Origin of the sequence: Psychrobacter sp. UBA6766 (genome assembly GCF_002453355.1) — a bacterium.
Taxonomy (GTDB): domain Bacteria; phylum Pseudomonadota; class Gammaproteobacteria; order Pseudomonadales; family Moraxellaceae; genus Psychrobacter.
In genome coordinates, this window is record NZ_DKGQ01000039.1 from 93310 (window position 1) to 115706 (window position 22397).

General features: G+C 42.2%; 20 protein-coding genes. 13 read left to right on the forward strand and 7 right to left on the reverse strand.

The genetic code is table 11. The features are described from left to right. The first annotated feature begins 69 nt into the window (after nt 1-69). A complete protein-coding gene (locus tag B4K26_RS08625) occupies nt 70-1380 on the forward strand; it encodes an iron-containing alcohol dehydrogenase (protein WP_296244836.1) in 1311 nt (436 codons plus the stop codon). Nucleotides 1381-1465: 85 nt separating this feature from the next. On the opposite strand, the gene folE is transcribed toward B4K26_RS08625, so the two are convergent. After that, nucleotides 1466-2062 (reverse strand): GTP cyclohydrolase I FolE, encoded by a 597-nt coding sequence (folE, locus tag B4K26_RS08630; RefSeq protein WP_296244838.1) that lies wholly within the window; start codon nt 2060-2062, stop codon nt 1466-1468. Between the two features lie 352 nt (nt 2063-2414). On the opposite strand from folE, the gene B4K26_RS08635 reads away from it, so the two are divergent. Both B4K26_RS08635 and B4K26_RS08640 read left to right on the forward strand, forming a co-directional pair. After that, complete coding sequence (locus tag B4K26_RS08635) at nt 2415-3221, forward strand: enoyl-ACP reductase FabI (RefSeq protein ID WP_296244841.1); 807 nt, start codon at nt 2415-2417, stop codon at nt 3219-3221. Between the two features lie 111 nt (nt 3222-3332). Further along, a complete protein-coding gene (locus B4K26_RS08640) occupies nt 3333-4040 on the forward strand; it encodes a YoaK family protein (protein WP_296244843.1) in 708 nt (235 codons plus the stop codon). Between the two features lie 55 nt (nt 4041-4095). Here the strand turns inward: B4K26_RS08640 and B4K26_RS08645 are convergent, their stop codons facing one another. Beyond that, on the reverse strand, nt 4096-4257 hold the full coding sequence (locus tag B4K26_RS08645; RefSeq protein WP_296244845.1) for a hypothetical protein: 162 nt from the start codon (nt 4255-4257) through the stop codon (nt 4096-4098). 474 nt (nt 4258-4731) lie between these two features. Between B4K26_RS08645 and B4K26_RS08650 the strand changes: the two genes are divergently transcribed. The 6 genes from B4K26_RS08650 to B4K26_RS08675 all read left to right on the forward strand — a co-directional run bounded on the left by B4K26_RS08650 (nt 4732) and on the right by B4K26_RS08675 (nt 13065). Continuing rightward, nucleotides 4732-6153, forward strand: coding sequence for an SLC13 family permease (locus B4K26_RS08650; protein WP_296244846.1), 1422 nt, complete (start codon nt 4732-4734; stop codon nt 6151-6153). A gap of 267 nt (nt 6154-6420) precedes the next feature. Then, entirely contained in the window at nt 6421-7059 is a 639-nt protein-coding gene (locus B4K26_RS08655; protein ID WP_349681504.1) for a metallophosphoesterase family protein, read from the forward strand. Nucleotides 7060-7150: 91 nt separating this feature from the next. Next, the gene (locus B4K26_RS08660; RefSeq protein WP_296244847.1) at nt 7151-7741 is read left to right on the forward strand and encodes a DUF1543 domain-containing protein; all 591 of its coding nucleotides are present in this window, start codon (nt 7151-7153) and stop codon (nt 7739-7741) included. A gap of 1 nt (nt 7742) precedes the next feature. Next, nucleotides 7743-8057, forward strand: coding sequence for a hypothetical protein (locus tag B4K26_RS08665; RefSeq protein ID WP_296244848.1), 315 nt, complete (start codon nt 7743-7745; stop codon nt 8055-8057). Between the two features lie 103 nt (nt 8058-8160). Then, nucleotides 8161-12453: an ATP-dependent RNA helicase HrpA gene (hrpA, locus tag B4K26_RS08670; RefSeq protein ID WP_296244849.1), complete on the forward strand. Its 4293-nt coding sequence runs from the start codon at nt 8161-8163 to the stop codon at nt 12451-12453. A 177-nt stretch (nt 12454-12630) separates the two neighbouring features. Continuing rightward, on the forward strand, nt 12631-13065 hold the full coding sequence (locus B4K26_RS08675) for a hypothetical protein (RefSeq protein ID WP_296244853.1): 435 nt from the start codon (nt 12631-12633) through the stop codon (nt 13063-13065). A 118-nt stretch (nt 13066-13183) separates the two neighbouring features. Here the strand turns inward: B4K26_RS08675 and B4K26_RS08680 are convergent, their stop codons facing one another. After that, on the reverse strand, nt 13184-14596 hold the full coding sequence (locus B4K26_RS08680; RefSeq protein WP_296244854.1) for an aspartate ammonia-lyase: 1413 nt from the start codon (nt 14594-14596) through the stop codon (nt 13184-13186). A 332-nt stretch (nt 14597-14928) separates the two neighbouring features. Continuing rightward, a complete protein-coding gene (locus tag B4K26_RS08685; RefSeq protein ID WP_296244855.1) occupies nt 14929-15264 on the reverse strand; it encodes a hypothetical protein in 336 nt (111 codons plus the stop codon). Nucleotides 15265-15793: 529 nt separating this feature from the next. On the opposite strand from B4K26_RS08685, the gene B4K26_RS08690 reads away from it, so the two are divergent. The 3 genes from B4K26_RS08690 to B4K26_RS08700 all read left to right on the forward strand — a co-directional run bounded on the left by B4K26_RS08690 (nt 15794) and on the right by B4K26_RS08700 (nt 19384). After that, entirely contained in the window at nt 15794-16471 is a 678-nt protein-coding gene (locus B4K26_RS08690; RefSeq protein ID WP_296244856.1) for a hypothetical protein, read from the forward strand. Nucleotides 16472-16600: 129 nt separating this feature from the next. Then, nucleotides 16601-18178, forward strand: coding sequence for a Dyp-type peroxidase (locus tag B4K26_RS08695; protein ID WP_296244857.1), 1578 nt, complete (start codon nt 16601-16603; stop codon nt 18176-18178). 57 nt (nt 18179-18235) lie between these two features. Beyond that, nucleotides 18236-19384 carry a catalase family protein gene (locus B4K26_RS08700; protein ID WP_296244859.1) on the forward strand — a complete coding sequence of 383 codons (1149 nt, stop codon included), beginning with the start codon at nt 18236-18238 and terminating at the stop codon, nt 19382-19384. Between the two features lie 289 nt (nt 19385-19673). Here B4K26_RS08700 and B4K26_RS08705 read toward each other — a convergent pair whose 3' ends face one another. Then, nucleotides 19674-20045, reverse strand: a complete 372-nt coding sequence (locus B4K26_RS08705; RefSeq protein WP_296244862.1) for an MliC family protein — start codon at nt 20043-20045, stop codon at nt 19674-19676. A 261-nt stretch (nt 20046-20306) separates the two neighbouring features. On the opposite strand from B4K26_RS08705, the gene B4K26_RS08710 reads away from it, so the two are divergent. Next, nucleotides 20307-20990, forward strand: coding sequence for a DUF421 domain-containing protein (locus B4K26_RS08710; RefSeq protein ID WP_296244864.1), 684 nt, complete (start codon nt 20307-20309; stop codon nt 20988-20990). A gap of 56 nt (nt 20991-21046) precedes the next feature. Here the strand turns inward: B4K26_RS08710 and B4K26_RS08715 are convergent, their stop codons facing one another. After that, nucleotides 21047-21643, reverse strand: coding sequence for an ATP-binding protein (locus B4K26_RS08715; protein ID WP_296244866.1), 597 nt, complete (start codon nt 21641-21643; stop codon nt 21047-21049). Then, a complete protein-coding gene (gene pnuC / locus B4K26_RS08720) occupies nt 21594-22343 on the reverse strand; it encodes a nicotinamide riboside transporter PnuC (RefSeq protein ID WP_296244868.1) in 750 nt (249 codons plus the stop codon). The genes B4K26_RS08715 and pnuC overlap by 50 nt, the downstream gene beginning before the upstream one ends. Between the last annotated feature and the right edge of the window lie 54 nt (nt 22344-22397).

Consider the following 22397-nt stretch of genomic DNA (forward strand, 5'->3'; position numbering starts at 1 on the left):
TTATAATTCGCTGATTAAAAGTTGTCGTCATTGCTAGTACTAGCATCATTAAAAAGGATTTTCGTGCCCATGAAAAAAAACACTATTTCTAAGTTAGTAAGTAATAACCCATTACAGCAGGCCGGCTATTTGGCCGTTGCCAAGACGCGCGCCAAAGTATTAAAAGCCTTTGCATACGTTGTGCCTATCAGAAGACCGATGTTATTTGTTGGTGAACGCTCGTGTGAAGAATTATGCGACATGCTCATCAATGAAGGCAATACCAATGTTTTTATCGTCACTGACGCGGTATTAAACAAACTTGGTATCCCTGCTAAGGTCACTGACTATCTAGATAGCAAAAATATCAGCTATAAAATCTATGACGGCATTACGCCAGACCCAACCTTCAAAGTAGTGGAAGAGGGATTGCGTAAATCTGTTGACGCTAAGTGCGATTCAATCATCGCTATTGGTGGCGGCTCGGTTATTGATGCCGCCAAGATGATAGCCATGTCGCAAGGCAACAACTGCAAGCCAAAACAGCTTATCGGTATTTTAAAAGCCAGAAAGCCTTCAGTTCCACTATATTGTATTCCTACGACTGCTGGCACGGGGTCAGAAGCAACGCTTGGAGCGGTGGTCTCAGACGACGAAACCCATCAAAAAGCCTTGTCTATCGACCCAAGAATGGTGCCACTGGCAGCAGCGATTGATCCTGTGATTATGAAAGGCATGCCTGCGCATATTACCGCTGATACCGGTATCGATGTGTTAACCCATGCGTTAGAGGCGTGGATGAGCGCCAATGCCAGCGTCGAGACCGACTACTATGCCGCCTCTGCTGCTAAATCTGTGATGCAATATCTGCCAGCAGTTTACAAAGATGGTGGTGATTTAAAAGCAAGAGAGGAGATGGGAATCGCAGCGCACTACGGCGGAATCGCATTTAATAAAGCCGGTCTTGGTTATGTCCATGCCATTGCTCACCAGCTAGGTGCTTACTACCATATTCCTCATGGTCGCGCCAACGCCATCGTGCTACCGTATGTGCTTGATGTCAATCGCAGCTCAACCAAAAAGCGCTTGGCTGAATTGGCCAGAAAAATAGGCATGGTCAAAGCAGGTCAAGCCGCCAGCAGCAGCGATGGCGACATTGCAGACCATCTCATCGCACAAGTACGCGACCTGATTGCTACCTTAAATATCGATCCAACAATCAAAGATATGCAAAGCAGTGATTTTGATGATATCGCTAAAGCGGCAGCAAAAGAAGTCAGTGATACTTATGCGGTGCCAACTTATTTGTCAGCCTCCGAGCTCAAAGCAATTTTGATGAAGATTAAACAAGCCAGTGATGAGCATGCCAGTCGTGACGCTAAAAACGATAACGCTGCTTAATAATCCTAATTGATAAGTGCTAAAAATAAAAAAGAGCATATTACGGGTAAGGTAATGTGCTCTTTTTTTATATTAAACAATCAACTTAAAACGCAGGACGACGCTTTGGCACCGCATCTAAAAACTCATTACGTGCTTGATTGTCGTGAACATATTCACCTAGCATCGCGGTACTACGCGTAGTTGAATGCTGTTTATTAACACCGCGCATCATCATGCACATGTGCGCTGCATCCATGACTACTGCCACACCGCGACAACCCGTCACATCCATAATGGTTTGTGCCACTTGCTCGCTTAAGTTTTCTTGAATTTGCAAGCGACGGGCAAACATATCGACGATACGGGCAAATTTTGACAATCCTAACACTTGACCATTTGGTAGATAGCCAATATGGGCGACACCATGAAATGGCAACATATGATGCTCGCATAATGAATAAAATTCAATGTTTTGTACCAAGACCAGTTCGCGGTTAGTCGATGGGAATACCGCGCCGTTGACGACTTCCTCCAAGCTTTGATGATAACCTTGAGTTAGGTGCGCAAATGCTTTTGCGGCGCGCATCGGGGTGTCTTGTAAGCCAGGACGCTGTAAGTCTTCGCCAGTTGAGGTGATTAGCTGGCGATAGGATTCAACACTTTCTTGAAAATCTGTTGCTATTGTTGGGGTATTGCTCATAAGTTTGGCAGCCATCCAAAATGTGGGTGTAGCTTAACGCTAATCCTTGTTTACAAACATTGGTTGTAAAGGATTTTTATAAAAATTGTGCAAGCTGGGAGGGCTGTGATTATACTTGAAAACAGCTTAACTTCATACTGCTATGCTCAGTAGATAATCGTTTTATCCATATTAGCTATTACTATGAAAGAAGATTAAGCGTTTATAGCGTGTAAGTAAATACAGTATACGAGTGTTTACTTAAATCAATTCGTGTATAATGGGTCATCTTTTAATTTGTGTCTTCACTCGCTATTTATGAGCGAGCTATTAAAAATAATCTCTTATTTAAATCGATTTACAGGGAACTATTATGTTACTACAAGGACAACGCTTTGTCGTCACCGGCATCGCCAGCAAACTCTCTATCGCCTGGGCAATCGCTGAAGCCCTGCACCGTGAAGGCGCGTCGTTAATTTTGACTTATCCAAACGAGAAAATTAAAAAACGTGTTGATATGGCCGCAGAAGCCTTCGAAGCTGACCTAGTGCTTGAGTGCGATGTCGCATCGGATGAGTCGATTGCCGCTTGCTTTGAGCAAGTGACCGCGCATTGGGGCGACGGCATTGATGGCGTTGTCCACGCGATTGGCTTTGCGCCGATGGATCAGCTAGATGGCGATTTCGTCAATGCCACCACTCGTGAAGGCAGCCAGATTGCTCATGATATCTCAAGCTATAGCTTTGTGGCATTAGCGAAAGAGGCTCGCGCGCTATTAGCGATGCGTCATGGTTCTATGCTAACCTTGACTTATGAAGGTAGTATCTCGGTATTGCCAAATTACAACGTCATGGGAATGGCAAAAGCCAGTTTAGAGGCCAGCGTGCGCTACCTTGCCACTTCGATGGGCGGAGAAGGTATTCGTGTCAATGCGATCTCTGCTGGTCCTATTCGCACGCTTGCGGCAAGTGGCATCAAATCTTTCCGTAAAATGCTCGATATCAGTGAAAAAATCGCACCGCTTCAGCGTAATATTACCCAGACTGAAGTCGGAAATGCCGCGCTTTTCTTACTGTCACCTTGGGCATCTGGCATCACTGGTGAGATTATGTTTGTTGATGCAGGTTTTAATACCGTCGCCATCAGCGAGCAGTTAATGATGATGGATGAGACAAAGTAATAGCTGCCAACAATAGATAATGCGATTTAAGCAGAATGGAAGGCAGCCAATTGGCTGTCTTTTTTGGTTATAATAGTGGCTTTTTTGGTGCTAAGCCATTAGGCGACGAATATGATAACCAAATTACCAAAATGGATATTGTGGGGCGGCGCCGTGCTGGCATTTAGTGCTGGCTGCGTCAATACGGCAGCGTTAATGGGCTTTACCAATTTGTCTGTCTCGCATGTGACGGGCAACGTCAGCTTGTTTTCAGCGGCGATTGCTCATTTAGATGGTCGCAGTATTTTATATATTGGTGCGCTACTTTTGTCATTTTTGGCAGGGGCTATATTAAGCGGTTTTGTCATTGGCCAACGATCATTAAAGCTGGGTCGGCGTTACGGCAGTGCACTTTATATTGAAGCGGCGCTGTTATTGATTAGCTATTGGTTATACCAGCAGCATGATTATCTGGGACAATTGGCAGCGGCAATGGCGTGCGGCTTGCAAAATGCGATGGTCGCTACTTATAGCGGCGCGGTCATTCGCACCACGCATTTGACCGGCTTGACCTCTGATATGGGCGCTGCTATCGGTAATTGGCTAGCTGGTCGTCGTATCAGTAAGCCGACATTGGGCTTTCAAGCGGTTATCTGGTACTGCTTTTGCGGGGGTAGTACAGTCGGTGCGTTTTTATATGCTAAAGTCGGTTATGGTGCGTTATTTGTGCCTATTACCATTGTTTTAGGTGCAGCATTTTTTTATAACTATATGTCAGATCGTTTACCCGAAAAAAGACAGCGGCGACAACCGAAACAAGAAAAACGCCCATCTGCTTGATGAGCGCTTTTTATTTTAATCTTGTGGTTTAAATGTGTTTGATTACATAAATGGATTATCTATCGTCTTCTTCGTGATTTTCATGTTCATGAAGACCTTGCATCATATCTAACGCAGAGTCATCGGTACGCTGTTGATCTTCCTTGTCCAAGCCATCTTGATTGATGTCTTTTGGTGCCATCTTGGTGGTTGAGTCGGTTTTATTTGAATTTGGCATAAGATACTCCTGTTTGTTTTTATTAATATCCAATAAATTTTTTAGAAAAATCATTCTTAAAAATTTAACGGGCAAATTTATTGGTATTTGGTTTTATACAACTTATTTAGTATGAAATAGTGCCATTGGGTTGTACAGGTATCATACGAGTTGGTTTGGTGACGAAGTGTAACCGCATATCACGAGAGTTACGGCTTAATAAAATTGATGCGTTAATAATGCGTCTAGTACGTGATAACCATTTTATTTGGTATCAACAGTATTTAAAGCGCATTGCTTAAAATGCACTTATTGAATGCTGTAATGATAATATTTACTACAACCTTAAGAATACCTTTGCTTAATCAGTTTTTTTATATATCTCTTATGATGACGGCGTATTTTTTGTGGTTGTCGATTAAATAATGACAATCGCTAGAATACGTCTTTATTTTAGGGTTTTTTACACTGTCTTTGAGGAAATAGGGACATTTTATGTCAGAGCAAAAACTGGACAGCCATCTTCCAGATGATGGCAATGAGTATTTATTCACAGATAGCTTTCCAAAGGGTACAGGCAAAGGCCTGATCGTTGTCGCTATCGCGGCGGTTATCAGTATGATTATCTATAACGTGTTGCCGTTCGATATCAATGCCAATAAAGGCCTTGCGATGCTATTTTTCATCGGTGCGCTGTGGTTAACAGAGGCGCTGCACGTCACGATTACCGCGCTTTTAGTGGTGGTGGTTGGGGCATTAATTGGCATTCCAGAGTTTGACGCAGAAATTGGTTTACAAAGCTTTGCCAATCCGACCATTTATTTATTCTTTGGTGGTTTTGCATTGGCGGCGGCTCTGCATGTGCAGAAGTTGGATAAAAAAATCGCCTTAAAGATTTTATCGATGTCAGGTGGTAAATTAAGTACCGCAGTATTCTTGATATTTGGCGTGACGGCATTTTTGTCGATGTGGATATCAAATACCGCGACCGCGGCGATGATGTTGCCATTGGCACTGGGTATTTTGACCCAAGTTGACCGCGAAAAAGACCGTGGCACCTTTGTGTTTGTCCTATTGGGAATTGCTTATTCAGCGAGCCTTGGTGGTCTAGGTACCATCGTTGGTTCGCCGCCAAATGCTATTGCAGCAAAGGCACTAAATATCGCCTTTGTAGACTGGATGAAGTTTGGTATTCCGATGATGCTGGTGCTACTGCCACTATTATTAGGCGCAATGTATCTGTACTTAAAGCCCAATCTAAATCGTAAGATTACGCTCATTGATGACGATCCTATCGCTTGGAATAAACCACGTGTGGTGACGATTATTGTGTTTATCATTACAGCACTCAGCTGGATATTCTCCAAAAAAATCGGTGCCGCATTAGACATTACTGATACCGATGCTGTTATCGCCTTATCCGCCGCTGCCGCTGTAGTCAGCTTGGGATTGGTGTCATGGAAGCAAGTATCTGACAATACAGATTGGGGCGTGCTCATGCTGTTCGGTGGCGGTATCGCGCTATCAACGATTTTAAAGATATCAGGCGCGTCATTAGTACTAGGTGAAACGGTAGCAAATGCGTTGTCTTCTGCACCGCTTATCGTGGTGATGATTGCGGTATCAGCATTTATCATATTCTTGACGGAATTTGCTTCTAATACTGCCTCTGCTGCACTGTTAGTTCCCGTGTTCGCTGCTATTGCTGAGCAAATGGGATTGCCGCATGAAGTGCTGGTTTTAGTTATCGGTATTGGCGCCTCATGTGCCTTTATGCTACCGGTTGCCACACCGCCGAACGCGATTGTCTTTGGTACGGGTTTGATTAAGCAAAACGAGATGATTCGCGTTGGTGTTATTCTCAATATTATTGCTACCTTTGTGGTCGGGTTGTGGGCGTATTTTTTCTTAATATAGGTTAGACCGTAATTCATTTTTCTAGATAAAACCCGATTTTTAATAAGTGTCGGGTTTTTTATTTCCTTTTATTGCTAGTCGGTGTATAACATAGTGATTTCTGAGGAAGAAAAAAGGATGGAGTATTCTATTAATAAGCAATTCAATACTATTGCAGCTATCTCAGACATTCACAGTAATGTCTTTGCACTTGAAGCTGTGCTTACTGATATCAAACATCGAGATATTGATCAAATTGTTAATCTCGGAGATGTTCTATAGGGGCCGATTGCACCTAAAGCCACGTATGAGCTTTTAACGAAATATCAAGACGATATTATTACTATTCGGGGTAATCAAGATAGACAGATTTATGAAGCTACGATAGTAGAGATGAAAAGCAATTCTACGCTGAATTTCATTACAAAAGATTTGCCTAAAATGGCGATAAGATGGATGCAGAACTTGCCTTTTGATTATCATTTGAATGAAGATATATATCTATGCCATGGGTCACCAGCGGACGACATGATATATCTATTGGAAAATATAGAAACAGGGCAGCCGACGCTACGTAATAACACAGATATTTTAGCATTGCTCAAGGGTGTCGACAGTCCAGTTATCGTATGTGGCCATACTCATATTCCACGTACAGTCATGCTATCGACAGGACAAATTGTTATTAATACAGGTAGCGTTGGCTATCCCGCCTATAAAGATGATTTACCAATCGTGCATAAAATGCAGACTTATTCGCCCCATGCCAGTTACGCTCTTATTAAATGTGTTGAAAATAAACAAGGTAAACAGTGGAAAACTGAGCATATTAGAGTGCCTTACGATTATGAAGAAGCGGCTAAATTGGCTTTAGCAAATGGTCGTGAAGATTGGGCGTTTGCATTAAGGACAGGGCGGGTATTGTAACTGGAACATGGTCGGAGTGTCTTTAGATCAAGCTGATAATATTGATTGTGTTATCTATAATTTTTATATATCTAAGAATGGAATGGGTAAAATGCTAACACTGTTTATGGTGCAACTTGGTGGTCGCCCTAAAGGTCGTTTGATTGAGCAGCACGATATATTTTTTGGCGTGGCCAACCAAGTCAGCGAGCTGATAGAGGATATCAATCAGCACTGGCCTGAGGTTAAAAATAAATGGCACATCGACTCTTATCGAGCGATTAGCAAAGTTAATAATTATGTGATTAAATTGATCGAATCAAGTAGCCAAACAGAGAGTGCCAACGATTTAAAGTTATTCTTTATCAATCTAGGAGGTTATCAGTGCGGTAGTTTTGAAGAGTTTCATTATAAATTGCTTATCGTTGCTGACAGTCAGGCGGACGCGATTAAACAAGCTAAGCAGAGCGATTTCTATAAACAATTTACTTATAAAGACAAGGACTCGCCATTTAATGCGGCTTCGCATATTGATGATAAGTTTGAGGTAGATATCGATGACATATATAACGTCAATGACCTTATCTCTAATGTTCGGCTACTCATTGAGCCGTTGACTAAACATAGCGATGAATTTGCGAATGCTGATGATAAAGAGTACGTTGGTTATCTGAGTATCAAGAATTTAAGGAAATTAGGATAATATGGCTTTAAATATGTACTATAAAAACGATATCATTCGCAAAACGCGTAGCCAGATATCTGATGAGCTATTGACCACGCTTTATCAGGTCCACAATAATGCCAATTTTCCACAATTAACGTGGCTAATTGATAACCTTTATGAAAATCCCCAGATTCAGCCTGATGTCGCTAAATTGTTAGCTGATGAGGTGGTGGTGTTTGAAAGATTGTTACTTTCGTTGCACCTACCTTTTCCTATGCTGCCACTGCAAAAGCTCCATGCCTTTTTTACGGGAGCTGCGACCAGTCGACAGCTCATTCATACCAGTAATTGATTAATATTTTGGCGTGTCAACCAACTACTATAACTATCTTGAATCACATCGAAATTATCCCCATAATCTAACCACTTCTAAATAATAAATAGCCTAAGTAAATATGCCCAATACTTCTAAGAATACTACAGAAACTCCTACTAAAAACATAACCAATGACCTAAGCGCTAATGAATCCAGTAAAGCTACCAACCCAAATAATGATGACTCAAATATCACCGTAAACAGTGATAACACATTTTCGCACGCTAAGGTTGCCGCCGACTTACCGGTTTTAGCTAAGGATAGCTATTATCTCAGCCGCTTAGAGCGTGAGCTGGCGCGTGCCGCTGTGGCTAATAATAAAAAAGATAAGAAAGATTCTGACAATAAAGCTGACGATGTGTTAACTAAAAAACGCGCACAATACGACAAAATAAAGACTCGCTCACAGCAAGCAGTTCAGGCACGCATGGATAGTATTCCAGCCAATTTGCCAGCCACATTAAATCTCGATTTGCCCGTAAGTCAACGTGCTGATGACTTGGTTCAAGCCATCATTGATAATCAAGTGATTATCGTGGCAGGCGAAACAGGTTCTGGTAAAACCACCCAATTACCGAAACTTGCCATGCTAGCAGGTCGCGGTATTAGGGGGCAAATAGGGCATACTCAGCCAAGAAGGCTGGCTGCTCGTAGTGTGGCAAACCGTATCGCGGAAGAATTGGGCGAGCAGCTCGGTAATACCGTGAGTTTTAAGATTCGTTTTAATGAGCAAGGCACAGCGCAATCGGTCGTGAAGCTAATGACCGATGGTATCTTGCTGGCTGAATTGGGCCACGATCGATTTTTGAGTAAATACGACACCATCATTATTGATGAAGCTCATGAGCGTAGCTTAAATATTGACTTTATTATGGGTTATCTAAAAAAACTACTGCCCAAGCGCCCAGATTTAAAAGTTATTATTACCTCAGCAACCCTCGATACAAAGCGCTTTAGTGAATACTTTAGCCATTATGACGCTAAGCTAAAACGTAACGTCCCTGCGCCCATCTTTAACGTCGAAGGTCGTAGTTTCCCCGTTGAAGTTCGTTATCGTCCGTTAACTGATGAGCCAGTAAATAGCTCGGATGATGACAGCTATGATGATTTTGAAGAGAATCTGCCGCGTGCGGTGGTTGCTGCCGTCGAGGAATGTTTTAGCGATGCACAAAATAAAGGTCATGCCGACCAAGCAGATATCTTGATATTTGCTGCCACAGAAGCTGAGATTCGCGAGTTGCAAGAGGTGCTTGAGCGTCATGGACCCAAGCATACCGAAGTGCTGCCACTATTTGCACGACAAACCTATGAAGAGCAGCAGCGTATCTTTCGGCCATCAGGTCGTGGTCGACGTATTGTTATCGCCACCAACGTTGCTGAGACGGCGCTGACCGTCCCCGGTATTCGCTATGTAATCGACTTGGGATTTGCGCGGATATCGCGTTATTCGTATCGCTCGCGCGTTCAGCGTCTACCGATTGAAGCCATCTCACAAGCTGCTGCCAATCAGCGTAAAGGTCGCTGTGGTCGTGTTGCTCCGGGCGTTTGTATTCGTCTTTATTCTGAGGAGGATTTTACCGGTCGTCCTGAATTTACCGAACCCGAGATTTTACGTACCAACTTAGCGTCAGTTATTTTGCAAATGGCAAACCTGCGATTAGGTAGTGTCGATGATTTTGATTTTATTGAACCACCTGATAGCCGCTTGGTTACTGATGGGCATAAATTGCTTGATGAGCTTGGCGCGATTACCTCTAAAGGCGGTGCAACGAACAATGCCAAAAGTCAAAAAGGTCTTGACCATCTACGTTTGACAGCGATTGGCCAGAAAATGGCACGCATGCCCATTGATCCAAGGCTGGCACGAATGTTGGTCGCCGGTAGCGATTTTGATTGTATCCGCGAAATGCTGATTGTGGTTGCTGCGCTTGCTGTTCAAGACCCGCGCGAGCGTCCTGCCAATAAACGCCAGCAAGCGGATCAAAAGCATGCAGAATTTCGCCAAGATGACTCAGATTTCTTATTCTATTTAAGTCTCTGGAAAGCCCTGTTTGAAAAAGACGAAGACGGCAACAAACTGTCTGGTAATCAGCGTAAGAATTTTACCAAGAAAAACTATTTGAGCTTCCCGCGTGTGCGCGAGTGGAATCAAACCCATCGTCAGCTGGTACAAATGGTCACTGAGCTGAAACTGACCGATGTCAAGGATGCAAAAACCACTAATAAAGGTAGCAATAAAAAAGCTTCTTTAGAGAATGTGACGAGCGACCCTACGGCGATTGAAGATGAAGAGCTCAAAGCCGTTAAATATGCCAATTTACATCGTGCGTTATTAACGGGTCTGTTATCTACGATTGCGCATAAAACTGAAAATCGTGGTGAGTACTTAGCCGCGCGCCAGCAAAAAGCTAAAATTTTCCCAGCCAGTACCGTGTTTAAACAAGTTCCGCCTTGGGTGATGGCCTTTGAAGTGGTCGAAACCTCGCAAGTGTTTATGCGAACGGTTGCCAAAATTGAGCCTGAATGGATTATCTCAGCAGCTGGTGACTTATTAAAATATCACTACTTTGAGCCGCATTGGTCAAAGAAAACCGGACGCGTCAAAGCCTATGCGCAGATTAGCTTATTCGGTCTGATTATTGTCAGTAAGCAGCTGACCAATTATGAGCAAGTGAACTTGGCTGAGTCGCGAGAAATCTTTATTCGTGATGGTTTGGTGACTGGCAACTTAGGTCGGCAAGCACCATTTTTACAGCATAATATGGACAAAATTGCCGATATTGAACGCATCGAAGACAAATTACGCCGTCGTGATTTATTGGTTGATGAAGAAGCACTGTATCAGTTTTATGATAAAAAAATCCCTGAGCATATTGCCAGTCGTAAAACGTTTGAAGATTGGCGTGCCGAGGTGGAAAAAACTGATACTAAGTATCTATTCTTCACCGATGATGACGTGCTTAATAGCCAAGCGCCAACGACAGGCGATTTTCCAGAAGTGTGGAAATTGGGCGATTTAAAATTACCGCTACGTTATGTCTTTGATCCGTCAAGCGATGATGATGGCGTGACCATTCGTGTGCCGCTTGCCGCACTACCGCAACTTGATGCGATTGAGCTATTGTGGGGGGTACCCGGTTGGCGATATGAGCTGGTATTGCAATTACTCAAGTCATTGCCCAAGGATATCCGCCGTCAAATTGTACCGATTCCTGATACCGCCGATAGTTTGTTTGATGAGTTGCAGCCTGCGGGTGGTCAAGGGTTACTAAAGCAGCTGTGCCAAGCTTTAAATCGTCGCGGTATTATGTCGGTGACGCCAGAAAGCTTTAATCCTGCTAGCATTGATCGTTATTTGCAGCCGCAAATCTGCGTCGTCGACGATAAAAACCGCATTATTGAAAAAGGTCGCGACCTGCAAACGTTGCAAATTCGTCATGCTAGTGAGACCCGCCAAGCGGTGAATGAGCAGCAAGGCACGCATACCGAGTTTCCTGAGCATTTTGCCTTTAGCAAAAACCATCATAGCGCGGGCGTGGTGATGAAGCAGTTTGCTGCTTTGGTTGCTGACGAAGCAGGCGAGGCGGTATCGATTCACCAATATACCGACGTTAATGCAGCGTTGCAGGCATACCGTGTCGGGGTTTTGACTTTAATAAAAGGTAAGCTTGGCGCGAAGAAAAAGCAGCTGACCAGTCAAATCGATAAGATATTTAAATTGGCCTTTGCACCACTTGGCGATATGGAGAAACTAAAAACCATCGTTATCGATGCGGCATTGGATGCGACGCTTGAAGAGCATTATGTGTTGTTTGATCATAGTGCCGACTTGCCTGAAAGTGCTGATGATAGTGCAGTGGCGCTAGCTGAAGAATTGCCTTTTACTACTGAGGAATACGAGAAGACCCTGGAAGTGGTGACAGGTAACTTTTTATTGATCGGTCAAAACGTCATAAAAACGCTTAAAAACGTCTATACCCGTTGGCAGCGTATCCGTCAAAGTTTATTGATGCTCGATCGAGAGATATTTGGCGAGTCTATCGAAGATATCGAAGACCAGCTAGAAGATTTGCATTTGGCGGATTTTGTTTATCGGATGGATTATAGCCACTGGCAGCAGTATCCGCGTTATTTGGAAGCGTTAGAGATTCGTCTTGAGCGCCTTGAGCACAATCTTGAAGCTGACCTTGACGGGGTCTACGCTCTTGATGAGCACATGGAGCGGCTTGCGAACCGCGCCAATGATAAAGCCATTAGTGAGTATCGCTGGATGGTAGAGGAATATCGCATTCAGCTATTTGCGCAGCCGATGAAAACCCGCATGGCGGTATCACCGAAGCGTCTAAGTAAGGTGTGGGATAAGATGATTTAAGATGGTATTTTATCTTATAGTGGTAGGGTGCGCCTAGCGCACCGTTTTCATGAGATGTACTTTCTAACGGTACGCTTGGCACACCCTATTCGAACTATTATAAGGTTTTAAAAATTTTTAAAGCTGCTTTTCATCTCTGATTTCATATAATCTCTCGTTAAATGTGAGGCTTGTTAAATGTTTTTAACTATAATTGCAGGTGTCACTATTTTTGTATTGGGCCAATTTGTTTTAAAATTGATGTTAGAGCCTATAGTAGAGTTTAAAGAAGTACTTGGAGAAGTTTCTGCTCTATTTCTTAGGGAGCAGTCTGGTTTTATAAATAATAATGTCAGTCAAGATGTGCAAAATGAAATTAAAAGATTATCTTCAATGGTTTTAGCAAAAAAACAGGCTATTCTACTTTATAGTATTTTTTCGAGAATATTGAGAATGCCGAGCGAAGTCTATGTACTTAAAGGTTGTCATAGTCTGAATCTAATATCTTATTTAGTAATGAAAGATCCTTCGAGTTCAGGAGTGAAGAGAGCTCATACATGGGAAGTCTATAAAGAAATGAAGTTAATCAGTAAATATTTAAAAATTCAAATTATGTATAGCGATCATTCTTAGTTTGGGAATAAAAAAACTCGTTAATGTATACATTCAAAATCTTAGAAATTACCTTTTTCTCAAAAAAAGGCCAGATTAGCAACCGCTAACCCAGCCTGTTTATTTAACTAAAGATAGATTACAGTAAGGCTCTAACCTTTGGATACACCATGTTGGCAGGAGACAAGATATCATCCAGCGTCGCTTTATCCATCAGTTTTTCTTCTAATACGATGTCATACACACTACCACCCGTTTCTTGTGCTCTTCTTGCGACAAAAGAAGACGCATCATAACCAAGATGCGGGTTTAGCGCAGTGACCAGCCCGATATTATTGAATACCTCGACGCTACACGCCTCATTATTCATCATCAGACCATCGATACAGCGCGTGGCAAACATCTCACAGATATTGGCCAGCATGCTCATACCAGTAAACAAGTTAAAGGCAATGACTGGTTCAAAGACGTTTAGCTGTAGCTGACCGTTTTCTGATGCCATAGCGATGGTATGATCGATACCCATGACATGGAAACAAGCTTGGTTCACGACTTCTGGGATCACAGGGTTTACTTTACCCGGCATGATGGAGCTACCAGGCTGCATTTCAGGCAAGCGATATTGCGCCAAGCCTGCACGTGGTCCTGAAGACTGTAATCGTAAATCATGGGCAATCTTAGACAAACGAGCGGCAAAAAGACGCAAGTTGCCAGACAAGGCAACATAAGCACTGGTGTCTTGCGTCGCTTCAATCAAGTCTTCAGCGATATAATAAGGTCTGCCAGTCAGCTCTGATAAAGTTTTGGCAACTTCTTCAGAATAGCCAGCTGGCGCATTCAAACCTGTACCAATCGCCGTGCCGCCCATATTGATTTCATGAAATAGCGCACGAGTAGATTCGATACGATCCATCTCTTTTTTGATCATGGTTGCAAAGGCGTTGAACTCTTGACCTGCGGTCATAGGCACGGCGTCTTGCAAATGCGTGCGACCCATTTTTAATTGATCAGCAAGCTCGGCACTTTTGTTTTTTAGGCTGTTATACAAAATATCCATTTTACCTAATAGATGAACGCAATAATCATCTAACGCGACATTCATCGCTGTAGGGTAGGCATCATTGGTTGATTGTGACAGATTGACATCGTTATTTGGATGCACATGCTGATAATCGCCTTTTTCATAACCAAGGATTTCTAGGGCTCGATTGGCAATCACCTCATTGGCATTCATATTGGTTGACGTTCCTGCACCGCCTTGAAACATATCAACGATAAACTGGTCATGATATTTATCCGCGATTAAATCATCGCACGCCGCTGTAATAGCGTCTTTAACCGTGTCATTGAGGACGCCTACTTTATTATTGGCAATCGCTGCCGCTTTTTTAACGGTGGCAAACGCGCGAATAAAGGTCGAAAACTGATTTAAGCGTACCCCACTGACGGTGAAGTTTTCAAAAGCGCGCAAGGTCTGAATGCCGTAGTAAGCCTCAGCGGGAACGTCGCGATAGCCGAGTAGGTCGTGTTCTTGGCGAGTAGCAGTAGTCATTCAATAAAATCCTTTCAATAAAAAGCCCTGATTAAGACGCAACAAGACCGTCATTTATTAAAATGACAGCAGTAGCGCCAATTGGTAAATCAATTTTTAACCTTACAGCATAAGCCTTTTGTGAGCCAATTAATAATGAATATTTATTGTATGGCGCATAATTAAACAAAATATTTTATATGATAAATGATTAGCAACCAGCATTTTGATTAGGGTTTTGGGTTGAGTAAAGCGGTAAAGTCGTTACACCATAAATTGAAAGCAAAGACGATATGACTCTGTCTTTGCTTTAATGGTCAGATGACATCACTTAGGAATCAATAAAACCTGATTTAGGGCTTTGCCCTTAGATTTTCTGTAATCACACCCATGGTATAAAAAAATAACGCAACAAAGGTCAGTGCGACGATAATCGGCGTCAATACCCAAATCACGATATTAATCAGTAATGACGATAATAAGCCATTGAAGATAATGGTGTGCGGTGCAATGAAATCGGTAACGACATCGACTGCACGCTTGGCAATCGGGAAAAGTAAGGTACTAACGGCCAAAATATAGAGATATTTGGCGAAGTCGGGATTGCTTGAGAGAACAATAAAGTAAAAGCCGAGTAAATAGGCGATACCTAACGCCCAACATTTGAGAGTGTAGCTGAAACGAATCATTTGACTTCCCCCCCCTAAATCTGTCCGTGATTTGACTATCCACGAATAGCCTATTAACATCTAATACATATCAAATAATGAATGTATTAATTATATGTTATATTATGAATATATAGTGGGAGTCAATCATTATTTTGCGCAGAAGAGTTATTTATGAGAACTTATTTGTGAGAAGTTGTTTGTGATGATGAGCTGGGTATTCATCCTAATGATTTATTCGATGCGTATGGCTGCCATTAAACCCCGATTACTCCAATGCTATTTGCGGTAATGTCGATACCCGTTTGCAAAAACTGTCTTTGAGAAATAAGGATGAGATCAATTCTGAAGTTTTGTTCAAAAATGAAAGGAGAGTGACGTTTACTCTCTGTTTTATTTTGTGTGAATAACTTGCTCCGCTTCGCACTTTTTATAACGTCTGTTATGGTAAACGCTAATAAGCTAACAGCAAACAATAGCTTATTTTTATAAAGTATCTTTTCATCAGATATTTTTGGAACAATAACGACATAATTATAGGGCAACTATTATGAGTAAGGATTTTAAGAACAACAACGTTAAGGGCAATGATTCTAAGAACAATGACTTTAAGGACAATGGTTCTAAAAGCAATAAGAAACGCATTATCGATAATTCTGAAGACCTAAAAGAAAAAATCACTGAATCTATTGACGACTTTAAATTGCGCGCTGAATTATTGGTCGCCAATTTAAAAGAAGGCGGCGATGATGGCTTTGATCATTCGACGACCACTGCCGGTGAAAAAGGGCTTAAATCGGGCAAGGTTTCAGAGTTAACCGTCATTGCACCGTTAAAAGAAGGCGGGGCGGAACGCCTAAAAAAAGTATTAGAAATCGCAGGTGGTAATTTGGCAGGCGCAACGCGAGTTGGTACGTTACATGACTTACGTTTTGTGTTTTTAGACAATGACACAAGGGTGCTGTTTTGTACTGCTTATGATGGCGATTGGGACCCTTATATCGATGATTTTGCGACCAAAATCCCTGAGCTAATGGACATTTTATTTGGCAGCGTCGAAGGTTGGCCAGGTATTAAAAATCCGAGCGTCAAACAGTTTATTTTAGACCATCAAATTACTGCCGCGGCTTGGTATGTGGGGGTTCCGCATCTGACTATTCAAGATATTCGCCGCCAAGAGCGCATTGTTAAAGGCATTAATAAGGCGCTAGACGAAGCGCAGTCATAGGGTCTATTAGGCACCAGTAAGATATTACTAATTATGCCTTCCTTTTATATCATCATTTCTAAAACGGGCTGGATGATATAAAAGGTAAGGGCGAAGTAAACTCATAAAAGTACATGAATAGGTTAAATAATGAGTAAAAGTAGTCGAGATAACGATAATAAAGACGATCTTACTTCAAAAGATAATAATCCTTTAACCGCCAAGCTGCACGAATTGAAAGACGAGTTTGGCAATCATATCGAAGACAGCAATTTTGAATCGTGGTTAACGGATATTAAAAAAGAAGTGGGCGATGGTATTGAAACATTAACTCATAAAGCGCGTGGCGTCTTCAATCCAAATAAAGTCACTATGCAGCTAGAAGACATTCAATCTATCATTTTACGCGATCGACCGACGCCTTATTACGGAACAATCGTCGCACTGAAGATTAATAATGGAGAGGCTGGGCGCCAACTCCTCAAAACCGTCTTGCCAGACGTAACTGGCAGTAAGGCGTGGCATAAAGACATGCAAGCAACGCTGTCCATTGTCATGACTTATGATGGGTTGAAGGCGCTAGGCGTGCCGCAGTCATCATTGGATAGCTTTCCGGAATCCTTTAAAGCAGGTATGGCAAAGCGATCTGAAAAATTGCGTGATTTTGATATCAATGCGCCTGAAAACTGGGCTGCACCTTTTGGCAATAAAGGCGATATCCATGTCGGCGCAGCGATTATCGCTGATAGCAAAGAGAAGTGGCAGATTAAGCTACGCGAGCTACAGGAAAATATTCAATCGCACATTGATAAAGATAATCCCGCCGATGGCAATATTGAAATCCTTATGGAGCACGCTTTTGGCTCGGATACGAATGTCAAAAATGTCTTTGGTTATCATGATGGCATCAGCAATCCTGAGATTAAAGGTAGCGGAATTCAAACACCGCCCAGTCTCGATGGTGAGGCGATTGCAGCAGGGGAGTTTGTATTAGGTTATAAAGGCGAGGCGGGCACGATAGCACCAATGCCGCAGCCAGAAGTCTTGGGTAAAAACGGCTCATTCATGGTATTGCGTGCCTATAACAGTCATGTTGCCGCTTTTAATAAATTTTTAAAAGAAAATACGGAGAGTGACGAAGAAGCGGAGTTGCTGGGCGCAAAAATGTGGGGACGTTGGCGCTCAGGTGCGCCTTTAGTCTTATCTCCTGAGCAGGATAATAAGGACTTGGGCGAGGATCCCAATCGTAACAATGATTTTGGTTATAAAGAGGATCCTTTTGGCAAAAAATGTCCATTTGGTGCCCATGTACGGCGTATGAATCCAAGAGATAGCAAAGACTTTATTTTATCGGACGTGCGTATTCACCGTATCGTTAGACGCAGCGTTGGTTTTGGAGAGGTATTGCCGCCCGATGTGACGGAAGACGATGGCAAAGAGCGTGGGCTATTCTTTATTGGTATCAACGCCCATGCCATGGAGACCGTTGAGTTTTTGCAATCGCAGTGGGTCAATGATGGTAATTTTATGAGCTTAGGAGAAGAAAAAGATCCGATGCTTGGTGTGCATCATGGCGATAAAGACGCCGCTGCTGATACCTTTACCGTTCCTGCCGATCCTATCCGTAAGCGTTATCACGGTATCGAAACCTTTAATACTTTATACGGCGGTGAGTATTTATTTATTCCAAGTCTATCAGCGTTAAAATGGATGAGTGAATTGCCTTAAAATCTTAAAAAGACCTGTTCATTTATAAGAACAACTCATTATAAAAAGGATTAAAAAATGTTAAAAAAATTATTCAAACCTAAATATGTGCCTTATGATGCAAAGTATATTCAACTAAGCGAAGAAGACGAGCGAAATATTCGTGCGATTACTGACGATATCAAAAATTATGTTTCTAAAAGTGATAAAGTTAGTAACGTCGATTATCATACGCGCGATGCTCACGCGAAAGGCTACTGCGTCCTTAAAGCCAAGTTTGAGATAGTAGATAATTTGCCTACCGAGTACGCGCAAGGTCTTTATGCCAAATCAGGCATTCACGATGCGGTGATTCGTTTTTCTAATGGCGCACCTTTTATTGCCGCTGATCGCAAATTGGGTATGGCGCAAGGTTTGGCGATAAAGGTATTCGATGTTCCGGGTGAAAAATTGGCGCCGGGAGAAGAAAACAGTACGACCTTTGATTTTAACTTGGTTAATTATCCTGTATTCTTCTGTAATACAATCGAAGATTATACTTATATCTCTAAGCTGTTTTTAGAATTGCCAAAATACATTGAAAAAGGCGCAATTGGTAAAGCGAAGTTGGCCTTTAACTGGCTAACCAACTACGGCTCAAGACTGCCGACGAAAGAATCTTTCAAAACGTTTAAAGCGGTTGGCGGATTTATGAAAATTGAGCCAAAAAATACGCTGCTTTATGATTTTCATTCGCAAGGCGTGGTGCGTCATGGCGATTTTATGGCAAAGATTCGAGTAACGCCAACCAAGGCATCGGCTAAAAAAGTTACTCGCCGTGAACTGGACATAAACGCACGCGACGAAGCAATTCGTCCGTTGATTATTGATGAGATACGTGAGCATGATTATCAGTTCGATGTCCAGATTCAGCTTTGTCGTAACCTTAAAAAGCAGCCGATTGAAGAGATAACCACAGAATGGAAAGAGTCTGATGCGCCGTTTGTGACAGTAGCGACGCTCACGATTCCTTGCCAAGATATACCTGATGACGGTCATTTTGAAATTATGGAAAATTTATCGTTTACGCCGTTTCGCTGCCTAAAGGAGAACCGTCCGATTGGCAATTTGCAACAGTCACGTTTAAAAGCGTATCAAATAGCCTCAGAGACGCGCCATAAATTGAACGGCGTCAAACGCAGCGAACCTAAAAGCTTAAAACAAACCTTTGATAAATCTTTCTTCTAAACCTTTTTAGAAACTTAGATGGGTTTTATTTTGAACTCACTATAGACACAAAAACTTAAGTAAAAAAAGAGCCAGTAGTTTGACTACTGGCTTTTTTTTTAAACAAATTTTGGTAAAAATACAGACTTTACTTAATTAACTACCATGTATAGTCAATTAAAAGTAAAACTGTCATAAGTTCAGAGGTGATACAGAGAGAAATTTTCCTTGCTTGCTGTGTTCCCAGAAGCTGCGCAAAATTCATCGCTGTAACACTTTTAAATTAAATCTACTATATGATTTATGGTTCTTATAGTTGGCAGTTAACTTGATATTCTTGACCGTTTCCCGTTTTGATGGTCATGATGCCGTAATCAGCTTTGGTGTGCCAATCGTAAGTCGTCTGAGGGTTAACGTCGTTGATATAACGAGCGCCAGAACCTGATACTGCTTGCTTCATGCTAACTTTAGCGCTGTCTAAGCCAACTTTCGGTAGGGTAACGCTTAAGTTAGCGACTTGTCCATTTGCAGTGTATGCAGCAGTGATTTGACCATTATCTTCACAAGTAAATGATTGAACCACTGGTTGTGAATTAATGGTTGGGGCCGTAGTGGTCGGTGCGCTAGTAGCACAAGCAGCTAGTAGTACGGCAAAAGGTACGACGGCTAATAATTTTTTCATAATATTCCTCAAGATTGAAAGCGAATTTTGTTTGTCACACTGAGCGGTATCTTACAATAAAAAATGTAAATTCATGTTGTGGTTCGTATTTGGACAAGTAACGTCGGCTACTAGTTTTAGCCCTTCCTTATCCTAAATTCCCCAAGCAGTCAAAAAAATTCCTACGAACATTAACAAGGTTTTTGCATAAAATAGGGCAGCTTTAACTAGAGCTGTTTTGAAGTAGACATTCCGTTAAAAAATAGTAACAAGGAAAGATATATGGATTGGGCAAGTATTTTTATTCATGATACCACTTGGTCGTTTGCCATAGAGATATTGATTCGTGCAAGCGTCATGTTTTTTTTGATTATTTCCTTTTTACGATTCACTGGCAAACGCGGCGTTCGTCAACTGTCCATCTTTGAGCTGACCATTATCTTATCACTAGGCTCTATTGCAGGTGACCCCATGTTCACTGAGGATCTACCGATTATCCAAGCAGTATTAATCATGAGTACGATAATTCTACTGTATCGGCTCTGTACGTGGGGTATGGTGCGCTACCAACCTTTCGAAAATTTACTAGAAGGCAAAGCGCTATACATCGTTGAAGATGGGATGTTAGTCTGCAACAAGATCAGAAAAGGTTCAATGTCACACGATGAGTTTTTTGCAGAAATGCGTCAGCAAGGGGTTGAGCATTTGGGCCAAGTGCGTACAGGCTTACTCGAGACAGATGGTAAGTTTAGTTTATTGCTATGTCCATCTGATAACGTCAGCTATGGTTTGCCACTTTTTCCTAAGCAATGTCAGGCAGTTACCCAGATAGAATCAGACAAGTATTACGCTTGTATGTATTGTGGCTACGTGGACTTTATCTCAGATCCTGACCAATTATGCCCACGTTGCGAGAATGACTGCCGAAATTGGGCAGAAGCCTTAAATAGTAAGATTATCAGGTAAGTATTGATAAGCAAGCGTTAAAATAGGTGAGTATAAATGAATTTTATCATAGGGTTTTATTTTCCAAATCGCTCAAGCCTTTTGGCCACTTGCTGAACGCGCTCATCTCTATCGCCACCAATCCGAACGAATGACTGATTATGATGAGTTAATTGACTGGCAAAATAAGCACTGATATCTTCACGCTGATGCGCGCTATCACGCAAATCATCAGCGACCCACGGGATATCTACCTCGGTCAAGAGTACTAAATCATAATGGTGTGCCAATGCCGCTTGCGCAAGCGCCTCAGGACAATCGCCATAATACCAATTGGAATACACCATCAGCTCAAATAAACTGGTGTCACAAAATAAATAACGGTTGTTATCGGCCATCTGCGCCGCTTGCTTAGCCAGCTTGTTTTCTAGCTCAATTTGACCTTGCGCAATAGGCAGTAAATCATCCCACGTACAAGTCAGTTGCTCGCTATCCCATTTTGCTTGCAGATAAGTACGCATATATTCTGGCACCCACGGACAGCCAAAATCTGTGGCTAAATCGCGGCATAAGGTGGTCTTGCCAGTGCTTTCTGCCCCTAGTATCGCGACATTAATAACGGTTTTAGGCGTATGCTGCATGAGATTGAACGCGGTAGCGTCGTTGCCATTCATAGTATGCCCAGATTGCAATGAGAGTGAACACTACGTATTGTAGCGCGGTAAAGGTTAACCCTTTATAAAAGTACAGCGGAACGGAAATCGCATCGGCAACTATCCAAAGCAGCCAATGTTCAATTTTACGCCGCGCCATCAGCCACATCGCCATTAAGAACAGCGCGGTGGTCAGCATGTCGGTGTAATCAACCCAGGTAAATAAATGCAAGCCCAGTACGGCACCATCAAAGCTAAAGTTATTATTGATAACAGGTCTGAAGTAATACACCAAAGCGACAAAGGCGACGGTTGCAGACGCTAATGCTGCTAATATTGGTAGATCCTTTGTGCTTAAATGCTCTACTAAAATGGTGTTTTGAGTATTGTCATGGTCTAAGCCATTATCCTGCTGGCTAGTTGGATTTATAGGATCTTGATGATTGTCTCGATCTTTATTCTGCGTCCAGTTTATCCAACCATAAATACTCATGATACTATAGTAGGCGTTGATAAACATATCCCCGAACAGTTGCCACTTCCAAAGTAGATAGACAAAAATGGCGGTGCTAACCAGTCCAATAGGGAAAACCAAAATATTGGTTTTGCTGGCAAGTAAGACACTACTGACCCCAAATATGACTGCAATCAATTCTAAAACAATAAATAGAGTCGGATAGTCGGCGTATTGCCCGAATAACCAGTTTAAGAGTTCCGCCATTGCTATTCCAAAATTAAAAAGTAAAAGCGAGAGTTAACAAACAAGTTGCAACTA

Coding starts and splice junctions, on each gene's coding strand:
- folE (WP_296244838.1), bottom strand. CDS start 2,062: ATGAGCAATACCCCAACAATAGCAACAGATTTTCAAGAAAGTGTTGAA.
- B4K26_RS08635 (WP_296244841.1), top strand. CDS start 2,415: ATGTTACTACAAGGACAACGCTTTGTCGTCACCGGCATCGCCAGCAAA.
- B4K26_RS08625 (WP_296244836.1), top strand. CDS start 70: ATGAAAAAAAACACTATTTCTAAGTTAGTAAGTAATAACCCATTACAG.
- B4K26_RS08665 (WP_296244848.1), top strand. CDS start 7,743: ATGGCTTTAAATATGTACTATAAAAACGATATCATTCGCAAAACGCGT.
- B4K26_RS08710 (WP_296244864.1), top strand. CDS start 20,307: ATGGATTGGGCAAGTATTTTTATTCATGATACCACTTGGTCGTTTGCC.
- B4K26_RS08695 (WP_296244857.1), top strand. CDS start 16,601: ATGAGTAAAAGTAGTCGAGATAACGATAATAAAGACGATCTTACTTCA.
- B4K26_RS08650 (WP_296244846.1), top strand. CDS start 4,732: ATGTCAGAGCAAAAACTGGACAGCCATCTTCCAGATGATGGCAATGAG.
- B4K26_RS08680 (WP_296244854.1), bottom strand. CDS start 14,596: ATGACTACTGCTACTCGCCAAGAACACGACCTACTCGGCTATCGCGAC.
- pnuC (WP_296244868.1), bottom strand. CDS start 22,343: ATGGCGGAACTCTTAAACTGGTTATTCGGGCAATACGCCGACTATCCG.
- B4K26_RS08660 (WP_296244847.1), top strand. CDS start 7,151: ATGCTAACACTGTTTATGGTGCAACTTGGTGGTCGCCCTAAAGGTCGT.
- B4K26_RS08675 (WP_296244853.1), top strand. CDS start 12,631: ATGTTTTTAACTATAATTGCAGGTGTCACTATTTTTGTATTGGGCCAA.
- hrpA (WP_296244849.1), top strand. CDS start 8,161: ATGCCCAATACTTCTAAGAATACTACAGAAACTCCTACTAAAAACATA.
- B4K26_RS08705 (WP_296244862.1), bottom strand. CDS start 20,045: ATGAAAAAATTATTAGCCGTCGTACCTTTTGCCGTACTACTAGCTGCT.
- B4K26_RS08685 (WP_296244855.1), bottom strand. CDS start 15,264: ATGATTCGTTTCAGCTACACTCTCAAATGTTGGGCGTTAGGTATCGCC.
- B4K26_RS08640 (WP_296244843.1), top strand. CDS start 3,333: ATGATAACCAAATTACCAAAATGGATATTGTGGGGCGGCGCCGTGCTG.
- B4K26_RS08715 (WP_296244866.1), bottom strand. CDS start 21,643: ATGAATGGCAACGACGCTACCGCGTTCAATCTCATGCAGCATACGCCT.
- B4K26_RS08700 (WP_296244859.1), top strand. CDS start 18,236: ATGTTAAAAAAATTATTCAAACCTAAATATGTGCCTTATGATGCAAAG.
- B4K26_RS08645 (WP_296244845.1), bottom strand. CDS start 4,257: ATGCCAAATTCAAATAAAACCGACTCAACCACCAAGATGGCACCAAAA.
- B4K26_RS08690 (WP_296244856.1), top strand. CDS start 15,794: ATGAGTAAGGATTTTAAGAACAACAACGTTAAGGGCAATGATTCTAAG.